Source organism: Streptomyces sp. NPDC051921 (assembly GCF_040680975.1).
GTDB lineage: Bacteria > Actinomycetota > Actinomycetes > Streptomycetales > Streptomycetaceae > Streptomyces.
In genome coordinates this window covers 231139-251690 of the sequence record NZ_JBFAXU010000006.1, presented here as the reverse complement: position 1 = coordinate 251690, position 20552 = coordinate 231139, and the positions used below count along the sequence as shown (strand labels likewise).

Annotated in this window: 22 protein-coding genes; 11 read left to right on the top strand and 11 right to left on the bottom strand. The window is 73.0% G+C overall.

The annotated features are described in order from the left end of the window. Positions 1 to 36 precede the first annotated feature (36 nt). Genes AB0M16_RS11045 through AB0M16_RS11030 form a run of 4 tightly spaced genes read right to left on the bottom strand, consistent with a single transcriptional unit; the run spans position 37 to position 3309 of the window. On the bottom strand, positions 37 to 702 hold the full coding sequence (locus AB0M16_RS11045) for an LUD domain-containing protein (RefSeq protein WP_365341206.1): 666 nt from the start codon (positions 700 to 702) through the stop codon (positions 37 to 39). Further along, positions 699 to 2117 carry a LutB/LldF family L-lactate oxidation iron-sulfur protein gene (locus AB0M16_RS11040; protein ID WP_365341204.1) on the bottom strand — a complete coding sequence of 473 codons (1419 nt, stop codon included), beginning with the start codon at positions 2115 to 2117 and terminating at the stop codon, positions 699 to 701. The genes AB0M16_RS11045 and AB0M16_RS11040 overlap by 4 nt, the downstream gene beginning before the upstream one ends. Beyond that, positions 2114 to 2836: a (Fe-S)-binding protein gene (locus AB0M16_RS11035; protein WP_365341202.1), complete on the bottom strand. Its 723-nt coding sequence runs from the start codon at positions 2834 to 2836 to the stop codon at positions 2114 to 2116. Before AB0M16_RS11035 ends, AB0M16_RS11040 begins: the two co-directional genes overlap by 4 nt. 17 nt (positions 2837 to 2853) lie before the next feature. After that, positions 2854 to 3309, bottom strand: a complete 456-nt coding sequence (locus tag AB0M16_RS11030; protein WP_365341200.1) for a MarR family transcriptional regulator — start codon at positions 3307 to 3309, stop codon at positions 2854 to 2856. A 118-nt stretch (positions 3310 to 3427) separates the two neighbouring features. Here AB0M16_RS11030 and AB0M16_RS11025 point away from each other — a divergent pair, with 118 nt between their 5' ends. Then, positions 3428 to 4885 carry an MFS transporter gene (locus AB0M16_RS11025; protein WP_365341198.1) on the top strand — a complete coding sequence of 486 codons (1458 nt, stop codon included), beginning with the start codon at positions 3428 to 3430 and terminating at the stop codon, positions 4883 to 4885. A gap of 655 nt (positions 4886 to 5540) precedes the next feature. On the opposite strand, the gene AB0M16_RS11020 is transcribed toward AB0M16_RS11025, so the two are convergent. Next, positions 5541 to 6284: a LysR substrate-binding domain-containing protein gene (locus tag AB0M16_RS11020; RefSeq protein ID WP_365341196.1), complete on the bottom strand. Its 744-nt coding sequence runs from the start codon at positions 6282 to 6284 to the stop codon at positions 5541 to 5543. A gap of 157 nt (positions 6285 to 6441) precedes the next feature. Here AB0M16_RS11020 and AB0M16_RS11015 point away from each other — a divergent pair, with 157 nt between their 5' ends. After that, on the top strand, positions 6442 to 6840 hold the full coding sequence (locus tag AB0M16_RS11015) for a DUF5997 family protein (RefSeq protein WP_365341194.1): 399 nt from the start codon (positions 6442 to 6444) through the stop codon (positions 6838 to 6840). A gap of 259 nt (positions 6841 to 7099) precedes the next feature. Further along, positions 7100 to 8116 (top strand): phosphotransferase, encoded by a 1017-nt coding sequence (locus AB0M16_RS11010; protein WP_365341192.1) that lies wholly within the window; start codon positions 7100 to 7102, stop codon positions 8114 to 8116. A gap of 64 nt (positions 8117 to 8180) precedes the next feature. Here the strand turns inward: AB0M16_RS11010 and AB0M16_RS11005 are convergent, their stop codons facing one another. Then, complete coding sequence (locus tag AB0M16_RS11005; protein ID WP_365341190.1) at positions 8181 to 9035, bottom strand: methyltransferase domain-containing protein; 855 nt, start codon at positions 9033 to 9035, stop codon at positions 8181 to 8183. Between the two features lie 181 nt (positions 9036 to 9216). On the opposite strand from AB0M16_RS11005, the gene AB0M16_RS11000 reads away from it, so the two are divergent. Further along, positions 9217 to 9741, top strand: a complete 525-nt coding sequence (locus AB0M16_RS11000; protein WP_365341188.1) for a GNAT family N-acetyltransferase — start codon at positions 9217 to 9219, stop codon at positions 9739 to 9741. A 63-nt stretch (positions 9742 to 9804) separates the two neighbouring features. Here the strand turns inward: AB0M16_RS11000 and AB0M16_RS10995 are convergent, their stop codons facing one another. Next, positions 9805 to 10710: a LysR substrate-binding domain-containing protein gene (locus AB0M16_RS10995; RefSeq protein ID WP_365341186.1), complete on the bottom strand. Its 906-nt coding sequence runs from the start codon at positions 10708 to 10710 to the stop codon at positions 9805 to 9807. Positions 10711 to 10780: 70 nt separating this feature from the next. On the opposite strand from AB0M16_RS10995, the gene AB0M16_RS10990 reads away from it, so the two are divergent. Continuing rightward, positions 10781 to 11686 carry a dihydrodipicolinate synthase family protein gene (locus AB0M16_RS10990; protein ID WP_365341183.1) on the top strand — a complete coding sequence of 302 codons (906 nt, stop codon included), beginning with the start codon at positions 10781 to 10783 and terminating at the stop codon, positions 11684 to 11686. A 58-nt stretch (positions 11687 to 11744) separates the two neighbouring features. On the opposite strand, the gene AB0M16_RS10985 is transcribed toward AB0M16_RS10990, so the two are convergent. After that, on the bottom strand, positions 11745 to 13217 hold the full coding sequence (locus AB0M16_RS10985) for an MFS transporter (protein WP_365341181.1): 1473 nt from the start codon (positions 13215 to 13217) through the stop codon (positions 11745 to 11747). 83 nt (positions 13218 to 13300) lie between these two features. On the opposite strand from AB0M16_RS10985, the gene AB0M16_RS10980 reads away from it, so the two are divergent. The 3 genes from AB0M16_RS10980 (at position 13301) to AB0M16_RS10970 (ending at position 15855) form a co-directional block, all read left to right on the top strand. Further along, complete coding sequence (locus tag AB0M16_RS10980; RefSeq protein ID WP_365341179.1) at positions 13301 to 14320, top strand: LysR family transcriptional regulator; 1020 nt, start codon at positions 13301 to 13303, stop codon at positions 14318 to 14320. 161 nt (positions 14321 to 14481) lie between these two features. Next, complete coding sequence (locus tag AB0M16_RS10975; protein WP_365341177.1) at positions 14482 to 15135, top strand: hypothetical protein; 654 nt, start codon at positions 14482 to 14484, stop codon at positions 15133 to 15135. 219 nt (positions 15136 to 15354) lie between these two features. Continuing rightward, entirely contained in the window at positions 15355 to 15855 is a 501-nt protein-coding gene (locus AB0M16_RS10970) for a hypothetical protein (RefSeq protein WP_365341175.1), read from the top strand. Here the strand turns inward: AB0M16_RS10970 and AB0M16_RS10965 are convergent. Continuing rightward, positions 15816 to 16061, bottom strand: a complete 246-nt coding sequence (locus AB0M16_RS10965) for a hypothetical protein (RefSeq protein WP_365341173.1) — start codon at positions 16059 to 16061, stop codon at positions 15816 to 15818. The genes AB0M16_RS10970 and AB0M16_RS10965 overlap by 40 nt on opposite strands. 224 nt (positions 16062 to 16285) lie before the next feature. On the opposite strand from AB0M16_RS10965, the gene AB0M16_RS10960 reads away from it, so the two are divergent. After that, the gene (locus AB0M16_RS10960; RefSeq protein ID WP_365341171.1) at positions 16286 to 16771 is read left to right on the top strand and encodes a hypothetical protein; all 486 of its coding nucleotides are present in this window, start codon (positions 16286 to 16288) and stop codon (positions 16769 to 16771) included. A 349-nt stretch (positions 16772 to 17120) separates the two neighbouring features. On the opposite strand, the gene AB0M16_RS10955 is transcribed toward AB0M16_RS10960, so the two are convergent. Beyond that, positions 17121 to 17552 (bottom strand): VOC family protein, encoded by a 432-nt coding sequence (locus AB0M16_RS10955; protein ID WP_365341169.1) that lies wholly within the window; start codon positions 17550 to 17552, stop codon positions 17121 to 17123. A gap of 455 nt (positions 17553 to 18007) precedes the next feature. On the opposite strand from AB0M16_RS10955, the gene AB0M16_RS10950 reads away from it, so the two are divergent. Continuing rightward, positions 18008 to 18556, top strand: a complete 549-nt coding sequence (locus AB0M16_RS10950) for a DUF1062 domain-containing protein (RefSeq protein WP_365341167.1) — start codon at positions 18008 to 18010, stop codon at positions 18554 to 18556. A 187-nt stretch (positions 18557 to 18743) separates the two neighbouring features. Here AB0M16_RS10950 and AB0M16_RS10945 read toward each other — a convergent pair whose 3' ends face one another. Then, positions 18744 to 19157, bottom strand: a complete 414-nt coding sequence (locus AB0M16_RS10945) for a cytidine deaminase (protein ID WP_365341165.1) — start codon at positions 19155 to 19157, stop codon at positions 18744 to 18746. A 178-nt stretch (positions 19158 to 19335) separates the two neighbouring features. On the opposite strand from AB0M16_RS10945, the gene AB0M16_RS10940 reads away from it, so the two are divergent. Beyond that, positions 19336 to 20328, top strand: coding sequence for a hypothetical protein (locus tag AB0M16_RS10940; protein ID WP_365341163.1), 993 nt, complete (start codon positions 19336 to 19338; stop codon positions 20326 to 20328). Positions 20329 to 20552 lie beyond the last annotated feature (224 nt).

The following is a 20552-nucleotide window of genomic DNA, read 5'->3' as shown; positions in this document are numbered from 1 at the left end:
TCGCGAGACCCTCGCCGGGTGCGCCCTGCCCGATGCTCACCCCTCGGCGACGAGGACCACCTCGAGGCGGCGCGGACCGTGCACCCCCTCCACCCGGTCGAGCTCGATGTCGCTCGTGGCGGAAGGGCCCGAGATCCAGGTGAGCGGCCGGGTGGGGTCGAGGCGCGGCAGCGCGAGCGGTACGGAGGCCACCACCTGCTCCGGCACCCGTACGACACACACGTGCAGGTCCGGCACGAGGGTGAGCGCGCGCCTCCCCTGGGCGGGCCCGCCGTCGAGGACGATCGTGCCGGTCTCGGCCACTGCCACGGCGCAGCCCGTGACCACGGCGGCGGTCCCGTCCAGCCGATGTGGCGTCAGCGTCCCGTCGTCCGGCAGGATCTCGACGTCCGCGGCGGTTCCCGACAGCCAGCCGCCGGGCAGCCCGGGCGGTACGGCGACACTGCGCGCCCCGTGGTCGGAGAGCAGCCGGCCGATCAGCCCGGCCAGACCCGCGGCATCGGTGCGGTGGACGACGGCCCGGTAGTCCGCGAGGTTCTCGTGCAGCAGGTCGACGAGCGCCGCCGGCTCGTTGGGCGCGTGCCGGTCCAGGTAGCGGCGCTCCGGCTCGGGTGCCTCGGGCGCACCGGCGACCGCGGCACGGATCCGGGCGAGGATCCGGTCACGGGAGGACGCGGCGGCGGGTTGCGAAGGGCTGGTCACGTGCGGTTCCTCCGCCACCAGTCGCGGAACGACTCCGCCGGGACCTCCGGCAGGTCACGGGTCTCCGTCCAGGCACCGGTGCCCGGTGGTTTCTTCGGGTGCAGTCCGCGGGTCCGGGCGGCGAGGCGCTCACCGGCGGCGAGCACCGCGGGCCGGTCGAGGACCCACCCGGCGGCCGTCATCGCCGCCCGTTCGAGCCGGTGCCCGGCTCCGCCCCGTCCGGCGACGCGCTCGCGCAGATGGACCAGGACCTCGGGGATGTCGATGGCCACGGGGCACACCTCGTAGCAGGCCCCGCACAGCGAGGAGGCGTACGGCAGGGACGCGTCGACCTCGCTCGCCGTACCGCGCAGTTGGGGCGTGAGGATCGCGCCGATCGGACCGGGGTAGACCGAGCCGTACGCGTGACCGCCGGCCCGTTCGTACACCGGGCAGACGTTGAGGCAGGCCGAGCAGCGGATGCAGCGCAGCGCCTGCCGGCCGGTGGCGTCGGCGAGGACGTCGGTGCGGCCCGCGTCGAGCAGCACGAGGTGGAAGGTCCGCGGCCCGTCGCCGTCGGTGGTGCCGGTCCACATGGACGTGTACGGGTTCATGCGCTCGGCGGTCGAGGAGCGCGGCAGGGTCTGCAGGAAGACCTCCAGGTCGCGCCAGGTGGGGACGACCTTCTCGATGCCGACGACCGAGATCAGGGTCTCCGGGAGGGTGAGGCACATGCGGCCGTTGCCCTCGGACTCGACGACGACCAGCGTGCCGGTCTCGGCGACCATGAAGTTGGCCCCGGAGATGCCGACCTTGGCGCGGAGGAACTTCTCGCGGAGGTGGAGGCGCGCGGCCTCGGCGAGCTCGGCGGGCGTGTCGGTGAGGTCCTCGGGCGCCGGCCGCCCCCATTTCCCCATCTCGGAGCGGAAGATGTCGCGGATCTCGCCCCGGTTGCGGTGGATCGCGGGGACGAGGATGTGGGAGGGCCGGTCGTCCCCGAGCTGCACGATGAGTTCGGCGAGATCGGTCTCGTAGGCGTGGACGCCCTCGGCTTCCAGGGCTTCGTTGAGGCCGATCTCCTGCGTGGCCATGGACTTGACCTTGACCACCTCGGTCTCGCCGGTGGCCTTGACGAGCGCGGCGACGATCCGGTTGGCCTCCTCGGCGTCGGCAGCCCAGTGGACCGTGCCGCCCGCCGCGGTCACCGACTCCTCCAGCTGGAGGAGGTAGCGGTCGAGGTTCCGGAGCGTGTGGTCCTTGATCTGCCGCCCGGCTTCGCGCAGCTCCGCCCAGTCGGCGAGCTCGGCGACCGCGCGGGCCCGCTTGTCGCGGATGGTGCGGGTGGCGTGCCGGAGGTTGCCGCGGAGTCGCTCGTCGCGCACGGCGTCGTGCGCGGCCCGCGGAAACGCCGGCATCCCGACGAACGTGCCGCTCATGCCAGGGGCTCCTCTTCCGTGCTCGCCAGGATCTCCGCGAGGTGGACCGGCCGCATCGCCGGGGACACCTTCATCCGGCTCATCGTGCCACCCAGGTGCATCAGGCAGGAGTTGTCCGCACCGCACAGCACCTGGGCGCCCGTGGAGGCCGCGTTGCGGACCTTGTCGGCGCCCATCGCGGCCGACACGTCGGGGTTCTTCACGGCGAAGGTGCCGCCGAAGCCGCAGCACTCCTCGGCCCCGGGCAGCTCGACCAGCTCCAGGCCCTTCACCGCTTCGAGCAGCCGACGCGGCCGGTCGCCGAGACCGAGGAGCCGCACACCGTGGCAGGAAGGGTGGTACGTCACCCGGTGCGGGAAGTACGCGCCGACGTCGGTCACGCCGAGGACGTCGACCAGGAACTCCGTCAGCTCGTAGGTCCGCGGCCCGAGTTCCGCCGCCTCCGGGCCGAACTGCCCGTAATGCCGCCGCACCATCGCCGCGCACGAACCGGACGGCGTGACGACGTACTCGTACCCCTCGAAGGCGCCGACCGTACGCCGCACCAGCGGTGCGGCCAGGGCGCGGTAGCCGGTGTTGAACTGCGGCTGTCCGCAGCAGGTCTGCGCCGCGGGGAAGTCCACGCGCACGCCGAGGCGTTCGAGGAGCCGGACGGTCGCCACCCCCGTGGACGGGTACAGCGCGTCGTTGACGCAGGTGACGAACAGGGCGACGCGCATGTGCGGGTTCCTCCGGGTCAGGGGCGCGGCCAGGGGCGCCCGTCGAGTCGTTCGATGTCCCGGTTGAAGCGTTGCAGGGCGGAGGCGAAGTCGGCCACCTCTTCGGGCGTCCATTCGGCGAGCACCCGCTCAAGACCCCGGATGTTGAAGTCCCGGTCGGCGTCGAGGCGTCGCTCGCCCTCCTCCGTGATGCGGAACTTGCGGGCGATTCCGCCGTCCGGATCGGGGATGCGCTCGACGACCCCCGCGCGCAGCATGGCCGCGGTCTGCCGGTTGAGCGTCGAGGTGTCCAGGCCGAAGGCCTCGGTGAGCTGGCTGATGGACATCGGTCCGTCCATCCGGATCCGGCTGAGCAGGACGTACGCACTGCGGTCGAGATTGCCGCCGGCCGACCGGGAGCGCGGTGCGTACAGGTGCGAGTGGCGCCCGAGGAGCATGGTCTCGAACTCGATCAGATGCGTGGGCTTGTCCATGGCCTCAGCATATGCAGCCTGCACCGCTTGTGCATGATGCACATCATGTGTACGTTGCACACTGCCTGCCGTGCGCCTCACCACGGCCGTACGTGATCACCGATCCAGGGAGAACCCCATGCCCGCCGCCCCCGCCCCAGCCACCACCGACGGCGGCGGCCGCCTCGTCGGCGTGCTCGCCCTCGCGGGCATCGTCGCCGCCCTCATGCAGACCCTCGTCGTCCCCCTCATCGGCGACCTCCCGAACCTCCTGCGCACCACGGCCTCCGACGCCTCCTGGGTCATCACCGCCACCCTGCTCGCCGCCGCCGTCGCCACCCCCGTCGCCGGCCGCCTCGGCGACATGTACGGCAAGCGCCGCCTGCTCCTCGCCTCCACCGCTCCGCTCGTCGCCGGCTCGGTCGTCTGCGCCCTGTCGAGCTCCGTCGCCCCGATGGTCGTCGGCCGCGGACTGCAGGGCCTCGGCATGGGCGTCGTACCGCTCGGCATCAGCCTGCTGCGCGACGTCCTGCCGCCCGAGAAGCTGGGCTCCTCCATCGCCCTCATGAGCGCCTCCATGGGCGTCGGCGGCGCCCTCGGCCTGCCGTTCTCCGCCGCCGTCGCCGAACACGCCAGTTGGCGCGTGCTGTTCTGGGTGGCCGCCGCCCTCAGCCTCCTCGTCGGCGTCCTCGTCCACCTCTTCGCGCCCGCCGGCCCGGTCGCCCCGTCCGGCGGTCGTTTCGACGCCCTCGGCGCCGTCGGCCTCGGCGGCGGACTCGTCGCCCTGCTCCTCGCCGTGTCCAAGGGCTCCGTCTGGGGCTGGGGCAGCGCCACCACCCTCGGCCTCCTCGCCGCCGCGGCCGTCGTCCTGCTCGCCTGGGGCACCTGGGAGCTCCGTACCCGCGATCCCCTCGTCGACCTGCGCACCACCGCCCGCCCGCAGGTCCTCATGACCAACGCCGCCTCGGTCCTCGTCGGCTTCGCGATGTACGCCCAGTCGCTCGTCGTCCCCCAGCTGCTCCAGCTCCCCGAGGCCACCGGCTACGGACTCGGCCGGTCGATGATGGCCATGGGCCTGTGGATGGCGCCCGCCGGGCTCATGATGATGGCCCTCGCCCCGCTCGGGGCGAAGCTCTCCGCCGCACGCGGCCCCAAGGTCACCCTGGCCGTCGGCAGCCTCGTCATCGCCGTCGGCTATGCCTCCTCGCTCCTCCTCATGGGTTCCACCTGGGGCCTGCTCGCCGTCACCCTCGTCTGCAACACGGGCGTCGGACTCGCGTACGGGGCCATGCCCGCCCTCATCATGGGCGCCGTGCCGCAGCACGAGACGGCCTCCGCGAACAGCTTCAACACGCTCATGCGCTCCATCGGCAGCTCCGTGTCGGCCGCCGTCATCGGCGTCGTCCTGGCCCAGCTGACCACGGACTTCGGCGGCCACCCGCTGCCCTCCGAAGACGGCTTCCGCGTCGCCATGCTCGTCGGCGGCGGCGTCGCCCTCGCCGCCGCGCTGGTCGCCTCCCTCATCCCCGTACGCCCCGCTCCGGCGCCGGGCGCACCGGCCGGGAAGCCCGCGCCGGCGGCCGAGACGGCGGCCTGAACAGGCCGCCGGCCCGCAGGCCTTCGCCGCCCTCCAAGGGCGACGTCGGGCAGCCCGCCGCGGCGGAGACGGAAACCGACGCGATCGTCTTCCTGGCCTCGGACGCGGCGAGCACCGTCGACGGCGCGGTGCTGCCGGCGGACGGCGAGTGGTCGCCGGGTGGTCGGCGGTGTGAGCCGGGGCGGGCGCAACGCGCCGGGACCGGTCGATCCGGCCGTCGCGGTGCGGTGGGGCACGATTGCCGGGGGTGGCTCTGGGCGGGGGTCTTGGGGCGGCCGGGCCGGGGTGCTGGGGTGCCCGGGGCAGCGGCGGCAGCGCCGCGGTGCCGTGACCGGCGGTGCGCCGAGGTGGCGGTGGCGAAGCGGTGCTCCGCGGGACGGCGTGATGGCTCGGGCGGGCGTGACGCCTTGGACGGGCGGCGGCCCTCGGCCTCGCGGCGCCGGCGTCAGTGGCGCCGCGGTCGCCGCCGACGCCAGGGCGTGGGCGGCACGGCGGTGCCCGGCGTGGGGGCCGGTCGGGCGGGGCGGTCCGTCCGGCGTGGCGGCCCGGGCTGGCGCGGTGACCCGGTCCCGCGCGCATCAGGGCGCGGGGCTGTCCGCCGCGTCCGGACGCCGCGGTGTGCCCTGGTCGGCGGCGGGTGCGGAGCGGCGGCGCGTCAGGAGCGGCGGCGCGGCTTGCCGGTGCGGCCGGTCTTGGGGGCCGGGCCACCGCCGGTGCGGCGCCCGCGGCCGCCGGAGCCCTGGGGCTTCTGCCCCTGCCGCTGCTGCCCCTGCTTCGCGGGGCGCCCGGCCTTCGTCCCCTGCGCGGCCTTCGCGGCCTTGGCCGCCTTCTCGTCGGGCTTGCGGCCCCGCGAACTGTTCACGGTCCGCCCGCGCACGATCCCGATGAAGTCCTCCACCAGATCGGTGGTGGCGTCCTCCGGCCACGAGAGCGCGACCTGCGACTGCGGCGTCCCCGTGATCGTCCGGTACGTGAGGTCCTTGCGGTGGTGGAGCCGGGCCAGGGACTGCGGCACGACGAGGAGGCCGATCCCGGCCGCCACCAGTTCGATCGCGTCAGCGGTCGTCGCCGGCCGCTCGAAGGCGGGAAGTCCCGGCGGGCCGTCCCAGTCGAGGGTGTCGTCCAGCGGGTGCAGGACGATCTCCTCCGCGATGTCCTCGACGGTCACCTCGTCGGCGGCGGCCACCACGTGGTCCTTGGGGACCACGACGACGGTCGTCTCCGTGTACAAGGGGATAGCGCTCAGCTCCGTACGGTCCACCGGAAGCCGCACGAAGCCGGCGTCGGCCCCGCGCTCCTTCAACAGCGCCTCGGCGTCGGCGGCCGGGGCCTGTACGAGCTCCAGCGGCACGTCGGGCAGGCGCTCGTTCCAGATCCGTACCCACTTCGAGGGCGTCACGCCCGGTACGTACACCAGCCGGAACGACGGCCCGGCGGGGGGAGCCGCGGCGGGGGCCGGGGAAGGGGCGGGGGAGGAAGATGCGTCCGAGCCTGTCACCAGGCCAGATTACCGGCCGTGGTCGGCGCGGGCGCACCTGGCCGATATTCTTGTCAGCATGACGCAGCACCAGACCGCCCAGACGATGAAGCCCGCCACCGCGGCGAAGAAGCTGGGCGTGTACCTCGATGCCACCCCCGCCGAGTTCCGCGAGGGTGTCGTCTCCCGCGCCGAGCTCAACGCGCTCCAGACCGACCCGCCGGAGTGGCTGCGCGAGCTGCGCCGCACCGGCCCGCACCCCCGCCCGGTCGTGGCGGCCAAGCTGGGCATCTCCATCTCGGGTCTCGCCCGTGGCGGCGTCACCGAGGCGCTGACCACCGAGCAGATCGAGGCCCTCAAGGCCGAGAACCCGGAGTGGCTCCAGAAGGAGCGCGAAACGCAGGCCGAGGTTCGCAAGGAAACCGTCCGCATCAAGGAGAAGCGCGCGGAGAAGGCGGCGCGGGCCGAGCGGGACTGATCGCTGATCGCTGATCGCTGATCGCCGGTGCGCGGGGCGGGGCCTCGCGCACCGGCGCCACGGCACGGGCCCGCCGGGGGCCCGGCAACGCGCACGACGCCGGGCGGGGTGTCCCAGCTCGGCGTTTCGCGTACCCGCACCCCCGTCGCCCTGTCCTTCCCGCCCTTCCCGCTCTCCCGCTCTCCCGCCCTCCGGTTCTCCCGCCCTCCCGCCGGAATTCGGGGTGCGTCGACCTCGCCCCTGATGGTGCAATCGCCGAATGGGAACCGACACCACCGAGCCCCCGATGACCATCGACCGCGGACGCTTCGCCGACGCGGTCACACCCTGGGAAGAGCCCGGCTGGCGCGATGCCGCACTCCGCTGGGCGGAGCAGACGCTCGCTCGGCGCGGCTTGGCGGAGACCGGGCCCCGCGAGGCGCGCGTACGGCCCTGGTCGATCCTCGTGCGCTTCCGGACGGGCGCGGGCGAGCGGGACGCCGTGTGGTTCAAGGCGAGCGCGCCGGCCGCCGGGTTCGAGGCGGCCCTCGGCGGGGCGCTCGCCGAATGGGTTCCCGAGCACGTCGTCGCGCCGCTCGCCGTGGACGCCGACCGTGGCTGGTCCCTCCTGCCCGATGGCGGACCGCTCTTCCGGAACGTCCTCGACGCGGGCGGCGCCGGCCCGGCGGACTGGCTCGCGGCCGTGGCGCAGTACGCGCGGATGCAGCGTGCCCTGACCCCGTACACGGACCGGATGAGCGCCCTCGGTGTGCCCAGCGCCCGTACCCGGCACCTGCCGGAGATCTTCGACGACCTCGTCGAGACCAACCCCACCCTCGGCCCCGACACCCGCCGCACCCTGCGGGCCGGGCGTCCGCGCCTGCTCGACTGGTGCGCGGAACTCGACGCCGTCGGCATCCCCGACTCGCTCGACCACTGCGACCTGCACGACGGCCAGGTCCTCGCCCCGGGCACCGGGAACTTCACCTTCTTCGACTGGGGCGACGCCGCCGTGGGCCACCCCTTCTCGAGCCTCCTGGTCCCGGCGCGGGACGTGCGGGAGCGTTACGGGCCGGAGGCCGTGGCCGGCGTCCGCGACACCTACCTGGAGCCGTGGACCGACCTGGGCGTCCCGGTGAACGACCTGCGCCGCGCGGCGACCCTCGCCGTCCGTCTCGCCGCCGTCGGACGGGCGGTCTCGTGGTTCCGCCTCTTCCCCGGCACCCCGGCCGGCGACTGCCACGAGGCGAGCGCCTACTGGATCGAGGCGCTCTTCGCGGAACCCGACCTGCTCTGACCCCCGGCCCTGTCCCGCCCCTGCCCCCGGCCCTGCCCCGCCCCGGTCTCCGACCCGAACCGCGTCAGGTCTTCACGGTGACGAGGTGCAGCAGCCTGGCGGTGTGCTTGTACGGCGCCCGCCCGGCCGTCTCGATCTCGAGCCGCTCCAGCCGGGCGTAGTACGCCGGGTCGAACTTGACGCTGTCGTCCGGGATGTAGTCGCAGAACACCCGGATCCCGTAATGGTGCACCTCCCCGCCGCCGAGCGCGCGGAGCACGTCACCGAGCTCCTCGGCGGTGTGCAGCCGCAGTTCGGCGCCGAACAGGTCGGTGTGCACGCTCTCGGCGTCCAGCGCCGCTCGGACGGCCTCGGGATCCATCGTCCGCACCGCCGCGCGCAGCGCCTCCGAGTGCCGGTTCATGGTGATCACCGACAGCAACCCGCCCGCCCGCAGCGCGCCGAGCGCGACGCGCAGGGTGCTCGCGGTGTCCGGGGCGTAGGGGAGCAGGCCGTGACAGAGCACGGCGTCGAAGTCACCGTCGGCCAACTCCTGCGGCAGTGATGAGACATCGGCTTGGACGCACGTGATCCGCCCGGCCAGGCCCGCCTCGGCGGCGCGCCGCGCGGCCGTCGCCAGCATGGCCGGCGCGTGGTCGACCACGGTCACCTGATGACCGCGGGCCGCCAGCCGCACCGCGTCCCCGCCGTCTCCGCCTCCGAGGTCGAGCACCCGCAGGGGTCCGGCGCCCAACTCGTCGAGGTGCCGGGCCAGACAGGCCTCGGCCACGGCGTACCGCAGCCGCCCCCAGGGCGCCTCCTGCCAGTCCTGCCAGGCGGCGAGGGCCGTGTCGAAGGTGGCGGGCCCCCCGGGGTTCTCGGGCTTCTCGGGACCTGTCCTGGAAGGGGCTGCGGTGTACTGCGGGCCGGAATCGTGCATCAAGTGACCTTATCCGCCCGGCCGGAGACTCGTCGGCCTCAGGGTCTCAAGGCCTCGACAGCTTCGACAACATCAACGGCCTCGACAGCTTCAACGGCTTCTTCAGCCCCTCCGCTCCTGGCTTCTCTGGCCTCGTCACGCTCAACGCCCCTGCCGGAATCGGCCGTGCGAAGATCGCGTCGTGAACGATCTACGCTTCCGCCTCGCCGAGGCCGCCGATGTCCCCACGGTCGTGCGTCTGCGCGACGACGCAGCCCGCTGGATGCTGGCCCAGGGCGTCACCGGCCAATGGCGGCCCGGTGAACTGGGCGGGGATCACTTCCGCCGGATCATGGACAGCGGGGAGATATGGCTCGCCGAGGCCGCCGACGGTGTGGTCGGGGCCTGGGAGCTGTGGTGGGAGGACGAGGACGCCTGGGGGCCGCAGCCGCCCACGGCCGGCTACGTGCACCGGCTGATGGTGGACCACGGCAAGGTTGCTCCCGGAACGGGGCGGCATCTTCTGGGAGTTGCCGAGCGACGCGTGGCCGAGGCGGGCCGATCGCTGGTGCGCCTGGACTGCTTGGCCGGCAACGAGCGCCTGACCTCCTACTACCTCAGGGCCGGTTACCGGGCCGTCGGGCGCAAGGAGGGCAAGCCGCAGCCCGGTGGCATGCCCAAGTCGTTCACGCTCCTCGAGAAGTCCGTGGGGGACGGCGCGGCGTAGGAAGCGCGGCACCTCCGGCCGACCCACGGCATCGACGCGGGCCTCCTGCCGCGACAACCGCCCTCAGTCGGCGCCCAGGCGTCCCGGTACGGATTCCCGCAGCGCCCGGGTGAGCGCCGCGATCGCCGGGTGCGGGCCGGCGCCGCTGCGGAAGGCGATGCGGGTCCGGCGCCGGACCGGCAACGGCGTCAGGCACACGCCGGGCGGCGGTGCCGTCGCCCCCAACTCCGGTACGACAGCGACTCCTTGCCCCGCGCCGACGAAGGCGAGGACGGTCGCGAACTCGTCCACCTGGTGCCGTACCCGTGGCACGAAGCCGGCGGTCCGGCACACCTGCTCGGTCACCTGCCGGCACAGCGTGTCCGGGCCTGCCATGATCCACGGCGCGTCCCGCCAGTGAGCCAGCAGCGTCAGCCCTTCAGGACCCGCGGCCGCGGGAGCGTGCGAAGCGAGATACATCGCCTCCTCGCACAGCGGCTCGGCCGCGAGTCCCGGCTCCAGGGGCGCGGGCACCAGGTCGTAGTCGTGGACCAGCGCCACGTCCAGGTCCCCGGCGCGCAGTGCGTGCGCGACCCCCGCCGGATCGGTCTCGGACACCATCGGTTCCAGGGCCGGGTGCCGGGCCGCCAGCAGGGCGAGCGCGCCCGGCACGATCGTGCGGGTCGCGGTGGGGAAGGCGCCGATCCGCAGCGGTCCGGCCGGACCGTGCCGGGCTTCGGCGAGCTCGGCGGCCGCCTGCTCCAGGCGTTCGAGGACCGCCTCCGCGTGGCGCACCAGGTTCGCCCCGGCCGGAGTCAGCCGTACGCCGCGACCGGACCGTTCGAGAAGGGCCACCCCCGCCTCCCGCTCCAGGGTGCCGAGCTGTTGGGAGACCGCTGAGGGGGTGAACGACAGGGCCTCCGCGACCGCGGCGATGGTGCCCCGCAGGGCCAGTTCGCGCAGCAGGCGCAGTCGTCGTACGTCGAGCATCAGCTCAGCTTACGGTTCGCATCGGAAAAGCGAACTGGACCTGAGGCTTCCGCTCACCCACCCTCGACTCATGGCACAGGACTTCACCCCGTACGGGGTTCACGTACCGCTCGTCACTCCCTTCGCGCCCGACGGCCGCCCCGACCTCGACGCGCTGGCGGGCCTCGCGCACGCCGCCCTCGACGGCGGCGCGGCCGGGCTGGTCGCCCTCGGCACCACCGGGGAGGTCGGCGCGCTGGATCCCGACGAGCGCCGCGCCGTCGTCGACGCCTGCGCGCGGGTCTGCCGGGCCCGCGGGGGCCAGCTCGTGGTCGGCGCGGGCGGCGGTGCGACCGCGCAGGCCGCCCGGGAACTCGCCGAGCTGGGCCGTCGGCCCGAGATCCGTGCGGCTCTGGTGACCGTCCCCGCCTTCATACGGCCTTCGCAGGACGGCGTCGTCGCCCACTTCGCGCGGCTGGCCGCCGAGAGCCCCGTTCCGGTGATCGTCTATCACATCCCGTACCGCACCGGCCGCTCCCTCGACGCCGACACCCTGCGCGCCCTCGCCGCCCTCCCGGGCGTCGTCGCGGTCAAGCACGCCGTGGGCGGCGTCGACCACGACACCGTCGACCTCCTCGGTGACGTGCCGCCCGGCTTCGCCGTCCTGGCCGGCGACGACACGTTCGCCTCGCCGATGCTCGCTCTCGGCGCGGCCGGCGGCATCCTCGCCTCCGCCCACCTGGCCACGGACCGCTTCGTCGCCCTCGTCGACGCCTGGCACGGGGGCGACCCGGCCCGTGCCCGGGTCCTCGGTCACCACCTCGCCCGCCTGTCCACCGCTCTGTTCGCCGCACCCAACCCGACCGTCCTCAAGGCCGTCCTCCACGCCCAGGGCCGCATCCCCACCCCCGACGTGCGCCTGCCGCTCCTCCCGGCTTCGGGGGATGCGGTGACGGCGGTCCTGAAGGAACTGGCCGCGGTGGAGGCGCTCGCCTAGACGGTCGTGCCGCGGCGCCGGATCCGTGGGTGGGGGCGTCGCGGTTCGCGGCCCGGGGTCAGGCGACCGGGGCCCGTTCCGCTTCCCCGTCGTGCGCCGGTGTCGCTTCCGCGTCCCGCCACGGGAGCAGCAGCGGGGTCGCGAGCAGCAGGACACCGGCGGCCGCGATCGCCGCGCGCGGGCCCACGGCCGCGGCGAGCAGCCCCCATGCCGCGGTGAGGGCCGCGATCACGGCCCGGCCGCTGACGGTCCACGCGGAGAGCGTGCGGGCCGTACGGTCCTGCGGCGTCCGCTCCAGGCGGCGTGTCGCGGACAGCGGGTTGAACACCCCCGTGCAGGCGATGAGACCGAACTCGAGCACCATCACGAGCACCAGACCCGCCGAGCCCGGCCCGACGAACGCGAGCCCGACCGGCCACAGTGTCCGCAGCGACCCGCACGCCAACATGACCCGCCGCGCCCCGAACCGGGCGGCCAGCGGGCGGGCGAGCCGTGAGCCGAGGAGACCGCCGGCGCAGGGCAGCGCGAAGGCGAGCCCGTACTGCCAGGGCGCGAAGCCGAGCCGGTCGAGGAGCAGCACGGCGAGCAGCGGCTCCGGGGCGAGGATCAGGCCGTTCACCAGGACGGTGTGGAAGAACAGCGGGCGCAGCACCGGATCGCCCAGGATGTGCCGCCACCCCTCCGTCAGCTCACCGGCCCGCGACCGCCGAGGGACGTCAGGTCCGGGACCGGGCGGGGGCGCCAGCGCGGGACCGGGCGGGGGAGTCGGTACGGGACCGGGCGGGGGAGTCGGTACGGGACCGGGCGGGGGAGTCGGTACGGGACCGGGCGGGGGAGTCGGTACGGGACCGGGCGGGGGTGCCAGGGCGGGGCCTGGCGGGGGCGCCGGTGCGGGACCTGGCGGAGGCGCCCGTACGGGAAGCGGCTCGCGCACGGTGATCGCGCGGATGCCCAGCGCCGACAGGAGATGGCCGGCCGCGTCCGCCGCCACCGCCGCCACCGGGCCGAGGACCCCGACGAGGGCGCCGCCGAGCGGCGGCCCGAGGAGGATCGACGTCCAGGTGGTGGCCTCGAAGCGGCTGTTGGCGATGAGCAGGTCGTCCGGTTCGACGAGCCACTTCAGGTACGCGCCGGAGGCGGCGCCGAACGTGATGCCCGCCGCGGCCACGACCACCGAGACGACCAGGAGCTGGGTGAAGCCGAGCAGCCCCAGCGCGAAGGCGGCCGGCACGCTCAGCAGGGCCGCGCAGCGCGTCAGGTCCATCGCGATCATCACCGGCCGCTTGCGACGGAACTCCACCCACGGCCCCGACGGCACCGCCAACCCCGCGCCGACGGCGGCACCGACCGAGGCCAGCGCCGCCACCTGCGTCGGACCGGCGTGCAGTTCCCGGATGGCGAGGAGCGGCAGGGAGTTGAAGGCGAGCGACGACCCGAACGCGCTCACCCCGTACGCCGCCCACAGCAGCCCGAACCGTCGCCCCAGCGCCACCTGTCCGCCCACCTCCCACCGATCGTTGACCCGCGGCATCAAAGCGGCCGGAGGAGCAGCAGGTCAAACAACCTGGACGATGCAGGCCCACAACCCATGGTTGTGTTCCTGAGGTGGGCCGCATGGACCTGGACGCCGTGCGCACCGTCGTCGCCACCGCCGAGGCGGGCAGCTTCCACCTGGCCGCCGCCGAACTGGCGATCACCCAACAGGCCGTCTCCAAGCGCATCGCCGCCCTGGAGAAGGACCTCGGCGTCCGTCTCTTCACCCGCACCCCTCGCGGGGCGCGCCTCACCCTCGACGGGCAGGCGTTCCTGCCGCACGCCCGGGCCCTCCTGGTCGCCGCGGAGCGTGCCCTCGCCTCCGTGCGCCCCGGGCAGCGCGCGCTCCGCGTCGACGTCATCGGCTCCCGCCTCGCCCCGTCCGCATTGCTCCGAGGCTTCCACCGGGCCCACCCCGACACCGAACTCGACGTCGTCCACCTCTTCGACGCCGCCGAGGCGCTCGCCGCCCTGCAGGCCGGTGCCATCGACGCGTCCTTCCGTGCCGCCCCGGCGCCCGGCCACCCGCTGCCCGGGGGCATCCTCGCGGAGCACGTGCTCGACGAACCGCACGACCTCCTGACCGGCCCCGCGCACGCTCTCGCGGGCGCCGCCTCGCTGACCCCCGCCCGGCTGGTCGGGCACCGCATCTGGATCCCGGGCATCGTCCCGGGCACCGAGTGGGCCGCGTACTACGAGGACCTGGCCGCCGCGTTCGGCCTCACCATCGAGTCGACGGGGCCCGACTTCGGCATCGACGCGCTCTTGGACGTCATCGCCGACACCCCCGCCCTGGCGACCCTCGTCGGCGCGCAGACCCGACTCGTCCGGCCCACCGGCCACGCGCCGCGCCGCATCCCGGTCGTCGACCCGACGCCCGTGTACCCGCACGCACTCCTCTGGCACCGGGACAACTCCCATCCCGCGCTCGGGGCACTGCGCGCCCATCTGTCGGCGCAGGCAGCCGAGCAGCCGAGTGCTGCGGCCTGGACGCCCGGGTGGGCGAGGGCATGGGCGCGGAAGCCAGCGCGGAAACCAGCGCGGGAGCCTGCTCGGAAAACCGCTGGGGAACCGGCGCCGACAAGGGCCCGCCGGAGGTGAAGGCCCGTCCGGGACCTACGGAACCTCCGGAACCGTGACATGTACATAACGCGTCCCTGTGCGTGCGCCGGGTGAGGCGATCACCCGCGCGCCCCCGTCCCCACGAGGCCCTGCCGGGTCCGCGACGAGGACCCGTCCCCCAACGAGGAGGAGCACGCACCATGGCTACCCACGGCACGACCCCGCCCCCACCCCCCGGCCAGAGACGGGGAGGCTGCCTCTCGTCCCTGCTGGTCCTCGCCGTCATCCTCGGCCTCGCCTACGGCGCCTCCACGTACTTCGACGACAAGGACTCGTCCCCCTCCGCCTCCCCGTCGTCCGGCGGTGACAAGACGAGCTCCTGGAACGTCGGGGACTGCGGCGGCCCCGACCCCGACGACGCCCCCGACGGCTACCGGGCGGTGGACTGCGGCGACTCCGGCGCCACGTTCAAGGCGCTCGCCGTGATGGAGGCCAGCATCCTGCCCGACGCCATCCAGTGCCCGGCCGGCACGGACCTCATCATCCAGGTCAAGATCTCCTTCGGGTCCGGCGGCGACAAGAGCGGCGGCATCCCCAGCAAGACCGTCTGCGGACGCAACCTCAAGGGCGACCACCCCGGCGACGCGGGCGCGGGCGGCGGACAGCTCGTCAAGGGCGACTGCGTGACCGGCACCGCTCAGGAGGTGCCCTGCGCCCAGGCCGCCGGCAGCGGCTACAAGGTCCTCGGCCTCGTGAAGGACGCGAAGGAGTGCCCCTCCGGCACCACCGAGCCCATGCGTCTGACCCTCGCCATCGGCAGGCCGTACGACGTGATCTGCGCCGCGAAGGCCTGACCGGAGGCAGTCGACGCCCCGCCCCGCCCCGCCCGCCCCGGACGGAACGGGGCAGGGCCGCGAGCCGGTCAGGCCGGTCCACCGTCCCCGCCCGGGTATTGCGGTTGCCGCTCAGGCCGGCCCGCTGCGATCCTCGGCCCGTATGCCGGAGGGGGCGGGCGACCCGCGTGCCCCGTCGTCGACGACCGTGCCCGCGCCGCGCGGGGGGAGCGAGGGCGAGTGAAGGAAACGGGTACGGGGCCGGAACCGGCCTGGTTGGTGGCCGCGAACGTCGTCGCCTGGCGTCGGCACGGCGCCGACGGACAGCAGCTCCTCCCCGGGACGAAGAGCTTCAAGGGCGGCGCGAAGGTGTACGTGGCGGCCGTGTACTGGGGTCCGGGAGGCGACCGACTGACCGTGATCGGCCGCGAACGACACACCTGCCGCTGGATCGTCATCGACACGGCGACACGCCACCTGTACGGCTTCCGCCCCAAGCTCGTGCACACCCCCCGCGTGCTGGCCCGCCTCGACGACGTACGCAACCGGCGCGGGTTCGGCCCGGACGAGGCACGCACCTTCTCGGAGACACTCGAGCGGTACGCCCAGCGGGACCGGGCCGAACAGTTCCCCCACAGCCCGCACCCGGACCACTGCCTGTGCCACGTGTGCCTCACCGGAGAGGGAGTGCCGCCGGGCCGTCACTCACCGACCTCGCTGTGCGCCGGCCCTGAGTCGTAGCGGTCGAGAAACTCGTTCGCCGGCACGTCGAGCGCCCGCAGCCGGGAGAACACCTCCGCACCCGCGCCCAGTTCCTCGTCGCCGTCGGAGATCCGGTACGCCTGCACCAGGTCGAGGACTTCGAAGTCGCTCTCCCTCGCGTACCCGTCCGACTCCCGCTCGGCCAGTTCAACGGCTTCGTCGTGGGACCGTGCCCGGAACAGCACGACGCGCTCTTCGTACGACGGGGGTGCTCCCGCAGGGCGTCCTGCGCGACGACCACTCTCTCGTGCCGTATCCCTGGGAGCCACTGAGGCCTCACCTCCGGGCCTTCGAGTACACCCTGGTCAGGCCGCCCGCCGTGCGTTCTCCACGACTGCGCAGATTTCGCGAAGGGTAACGACGTGGTGTGCGATGGGGGCTGCCCCTGGTGTGGCGGAGGATGGTGCCCATGCGCGCTCTTTTCGACCACCCCGAGCCCCGTCGCGTCTCGCCGGGCGAGTACCCCATGTGGGACCGGGCTCTCGCCCTTCTCAACCGGGATCTGGCGGTGACCCTTCCCGAGCAGGAACCCCTGCAGTTGTTGGCTCTTCCGCCCTGCGATGCGGATGAGCCGGAGAACGTCTACGTCGCTCTGGCCAATGGCGAGTGGCACGGCAATTGCCTGTACCAGGACTCGTCGGACGACCCTGCCTCTGCGCTGGCGATCGTTGCCGATGCCGCGCAGGAGACCGTCACCGAGCTTCTGTGGCAGGCGTGGCCCGTGTGTGCCGAGCATGGCCTGGGCATGCATCCGAGGGATGCGGACGGGGAGCTGTCCTGGTGGTGCGCGGGAGAACGGTCGCGTCGCGGCCCGGCCCATATCCGTGCGGCCGTGGGCGCGCTCGACACGTTCGTCCGCCCACGTCACCTCCCTCGCAAGAGTCGGGCGAGTTGATGTCCCACTGCGCCACAGTCGTTGGTCCAGCTGAGGCTGGACGGTACCGAGGTCCGGGTGCGTCGCACGAGGGCGACCTCGGACGTCGTCCTGCCGTGGGATGACCTCGGCCGCTCTTCGGAGGGGCCAAGTCCACCGGCGATCGCGTCATCGACCACCTCGGCCCCAGGCGCGCGCCGGCCGCGCGCCGCCTGCGCGACCTCGCTCTCACGGGATGACTCCCGCAGCATGCGGGACTTGAGAGGTCCACAGGAGACCGGCCTGGGGAACTTCGGGACAGCCGACATCGGCAGCCCCGAAGTTCCCCACGGCCGGAGATGGCTCCCCGCCTCGCGGTCTCGGAGGAGAATCAGTCGAGGCAGAACTCGTTGCCCTCGATGTCCTGCATCGTGATGCACGACTCGTTGACGCCATCGGCGCGCTGCGTCAGCACGTGCTTCGCGCCGAGCGCCATCAGCCGTGCGCACTCGGCCTCGAGTGTGGCCAGGCGCTCCTCACCCACGAGCCCGGCGCCGACCCGCACATCGAGGTGCACCCGGTTCTTGACGACCTTGCCCTCGGGAACTCGCTGGAAGAGCAAGCGCGGGCCCACACCCGAAGGATCGGTGCACGCGAAGTAGATCTCATCCTCGGGCGGCAGCGAGCGGTGGTACTCCTCCCACGTCGCAAAGCCCTCCGGGACCGTAGGGACGACGTACCCCAGCACCTCGCACCAGAAGGCGGCGAGGCGCGCAGGCTCCGCGCAGTCGAAGGTCACTTGGAACTGCTTGATCGTTGACATCGGCGCACGATAACAGGGGCCCGGCTCATCTCCCCAGGTCGGGAGGTCCGCATCACGTTGTCGGGAGGAGGCGTCCGCCACCCGCTGCTGTGTCGTGCGGTCGCAGGGGCGGACCGAGCTCAGTGCCTCCTCAAGGGAAACCTGGGATGCGATCTTGGCCGGCCACTCCCGAGCTGCAAAAGATCAGCTGCTGACGCCGATCCGCATGCTGTTCACACGCTGCTCACCGGTAGGCGGCGGTCAGGACGACCGACGTCCTTCCGGGGCGAGGCGGTCGAAAACCAGTGGAGCGGCGTCGGTGTGCGCCATTACCGTGCTGGCGGACCGATTCGCCTGAGCAAGGACGTGCCGTTGTACACCGTGTGAGACCTCCCGAGTGCTGATTCGTCGCGCGTCGCGCCTGTGCGCCGTGCTCCTTTCTGCTGCGGATTTCTCACTGGAATCGGTGTATTTCTGTGCTCAATACCTGGGTCGTCGCGCCCACATGCCTGCCGCTCGTTCGCCGCCGTTGCCACTCGTGCGCGTCCGAACTCTTCCGGCCGAGCGCCAAGTTCCGCGTCAACGCCCACCACAAGCTCATCGACGTCTGGCTCCTCGTGCTCTGTACCGCTTGCGGGGAGACCGCGAAGCTCACGGTCCTGGAGCGGGTGCACGTGCGCTCCGTACGACCCGAGCTGCTGGACCGACTGCATGCCAACGACGGTGGCCTGACAGCCGAACTGCTCCAGGACCCGGTCGTGCAGCGCCGCAATCGCTTCGCCCTCGACTGGACCGACGCCTGGCGTCTCGACACCGGCGGATCGGATCACCTGGACGGCGAGGTGATCGACGTCTCGGTCCGCTTCGCGGCGCGGATCCCCGTCCGGCCCGTGCGACTGATCGCCGAAGGGTGCGGCCTCTCACGGGCCGAGGTCGAGAGACTCCTCACGGAGGGGAGGCTCGTCTCCGCCGTCCGGCTGGGCGGCAAGCTGTCGGACGACTTCACCTTCACGCTCAAGCGCTGAGCCCGCACGGGACCACGGGCCCGTCCGGCGTCATCCGCCGGACGGGCCCCAGGCAAGGGTCCCCGCATCCCGGGCCACGATCCGCCGGGACGACGGCCGCCGCCGTCGCGCCCCTGGTGCCACGAACCGGTGCCGTATCAGGCGACGTCTGCCCTGTGGTCGGTGCAAGCGGGTCTGCGTAGCGCGGTTACTCGGTGTCGAGCTGGTGGTCGGCCCATATGTAGCTTTCGGGCAGCAGGTCGGTGATGAGGGCGGTGCGGACGCGATCGCCTTCGCCGACGATGACCTTGAGGGTCGGGAAGTAGTCGAGGAGGACCTGGCGACACCGGCCGCACGGGGGAACGACCCCTCGGTCGCGGTCGCCCACCGCGACGATCGTTTTCAGCTCGTAGGCGCCCTGGGCGGCAGCCGCCCCGATGAGGACCAGCTCGGCGCAGGGCCCTCCCGTGAAGTGGTAGGCGTTCACCGCGGTGACGATGCGGCCGTCCTGGGCGCGGGCAGCGGCTGCCATGGTGTGGTTGTCGCCCCGGCAACGAGTGCGAGCAACCTGCTCCGCTGCCCGGATGAGCTCGTGGTCGACGGGATGGGTCTGCGTGGTCATTCTCTCTGCCTTCGTCAGGTGTCACGCGACGTTGACCCGCGTGGCGAGGGAGCGCAAGCGAATATCGGCCCGGCCCAGGTGCCGACCGGTGCCTGCTGCGGCAAGCCCTGTCGTCAGATGTCACGCTCACGGATGGAAGGCGGCCCTCCCCAAGGGCTGCGTCCCGGGCAGGACGGCGGTGGCAGAGCGCCAGGTCGCCGCCCTCCTTGCCTGCGGCGGTGGCACCGACGACGTCTGGAGCGACAAGGTCCCGAGCGACGCCGAACTGCACGCCGCAACCTTCGCCCCGGCCACCGGCGCGCTCCTGTGGTCCGCCCCGCTCGGGGGCCGGAGCGGCATCCTCTGGGACGCCCGTGCAGACTTCGTCTCCGCCGACCCGGTGGTCGTGGCAGCCTCGGCATCGGGCGACTCCGACTCAGGGGCCTACTTCTCCTTCGGCGGCAACGGCCGCCCGAACCCGCCGATCGATTTCAGCGGTCCCTACGGCGAGATCCCGTACTACGAGCGGCTCAAGGCGGTCTCGGAGGGCACCAGGCTCGACGCCCCGCCCCGCCGAGGAGAGACGCCGCGCTATTACCGCTACCGCCTGACCACCTTCGACCTGGCCACCGGAATTCCCGTATGGGGCGGGACCCACGACGACGACCGCCTCGACGGTGCCACCCGGCACCACCTCCTCCTCCAGGACGGGAAACTCACCGTCCCCACCTCGCCCCACCGCAGTTCCTGCTTCGGCCTCCGTGCCCTCGGCGCCGCCACGGGCGAGCAGCGCGACGCCCGTAGCTTCCCCGATGGCAAGGACCCCGCGAACGCGCTCTTCGAGTACCGAATGCACGGTGAATGGTTCGACTTCGGCACGCTGGACCCGGTGCAGACCATCACTCATGCCCTGAGCACGGGCGCTGTCGCAGTGCCCGAAGAACCGCCAGCGGAGGCCGTACCCGAGCCGCCGCCCTTCGACGAACTGGCCCTATTCCGCAGCACGCTCACCAGGCTGTACGGCCCGGGAGCCACCTTCATCCTCTGGGAGTTCGCGGAGCAGGCAGGGTGGTCCGAGCAGGGCGCCCGGAAACACCTGATGCAGCTGGTCGAGAACGGCTACCTCCGGCTCGTCGGACGTGACATGGTCCAGTCGGACTGGGTCCGCCAGAAGTACAAGGTGCTCCGGTAGTCACTTCGCGTCCCCATCGTTCGTACAGGTGACAACACGTGCCCGCCATTCTCTGCTGGCGTACGGCATCGACGCCGCACCCCACCAATGCTGCTAGGGTCTGTTGCGAAAGTGGATCTTGTTCGTTCGTGATCACGTCTCGTTGGACGTGTGAATCTGACGAATGGCCAGTGGGCCTGGCTTGAGCCGTTGCTGCCGCGGGGTATCAAGCCGGGCCATCCGCA

What these genes read in the sequence shown, in the direction of transcription:
- AB0M16_RS11015 (WP_365341194.1), top strand. Translation starts at nt 6,442, where the DNA reads ATGACGCAGCACCAGACCGCCCAGACGATGAAGCCCGCCACCGCGGCG.
- AB0M16_RS10945 (WP_365341165.1), bottom strand. Translation starts at nt 19,157, where the DNA reads ATGACCACGCAGACCCATCCCGTCGACCACGAGCTCATCCGGGCAGCG.
- AB0M16_RS10995 (WP_365341186.1), bottom strand. Translation starts at nt 10,710, where the DNA reads ATGCTCGACGTACGACGACTGCGCCTGCTGCGCGAACTGGCCCTGCGG.
- AB0M16_RS11025 (WP_365341198.1), top strand. Translation starts at nt 3,428, where the DNA reads ATGCCCGCCGCCCCCGCCCCAGCCACCACCGACGGCGGCGGCCGCCTC.
- AB0M16_RS11035 (WP_365341202.1), bottom strand. Translation starts at nt 2,836, where the DNA reads ATGCGCGTCGCCCTGTTCGTCACCTGCGTCAACGACGCGCTGTACCCG.
- AB0M16_RS10955 (WP_365341169.1), bottom strand. Translation starts at nt 17,552, where the DNA reads ATGTCAACGATCAAGCAGTTCCAAGTGACCTTCGACTGCGCGGAGCCT.
- AB0M16_RS11040 (WP_365341204.1), bottom strand. Translation starts at nt 2,117, where the DNA reads ATGAGCGGCACGTTCGTCGGGATGCCGGCGTTTCCGCGGGCCGCGCAC.
- AB0M16_RS10985 (WP_365341181.1), bottom strand. Translation starts at nt 13,217, where the DNA reads ATGCCGCGGGTCAACGATCGGTGGGAGGTGGGCGGACAGGTGGCGCTG.
- AB0M16_RS11030 (WP_365341200.1), bottom strand. Translation starts at nt 3,309, where the DNA reads ATGGACAAGCCCACGCATCTGATCGAGTTCGAGACCATGCTCCTCGGG.
- AB0M16_RS10990 (WP_365341183.1), top strand. Translation starts at nt 10,781, where the DNA reads ATGGCACAGGACTTCACCCCGTACGGGGTTCACGTACCGCTCGTCACT.
- AB0M16_RS11010 (WP_365341192.1), top strand. Translation starts at nt 7,100, where the DNA reads ATGGGAACCGACACCACCGAGCCCCCGATGACCATCGACCGCGGACGC.
- AB0M16_RS10980 (WP_365341179.1), top strand. Translation starts at nt 13,301, where the DNA reads ATGGACCTGGACGCCGTGCGCACCGTCGTCGCCACCGCCGAGGCGGGC.
- AB0M16_RS10975 (WP_365341177.1), top strand. Translation starts at nt 14,482, where the DNA reads ATGGCTACCCACGGCACGACCCCGCCCCCACCCCCCGGCCAGAGACGG.
- AB0M16_RS10960 (WP_365341171.1), top strand. Translation starts at nt 16,286, where the DNA reads ATGCGCGCTCTTTTCGACCACCCCGAGCCCCGTCGCGTCTCGCCGGGC.
- AB0M16_RS11005 (WP_365341190.1), bottom strand. Translation starts at nt 9,035, where the DNA reads ATGCACGATTCCGGCCCGCAGTACACCGCAGCCCCTTCCAGGACAGGT.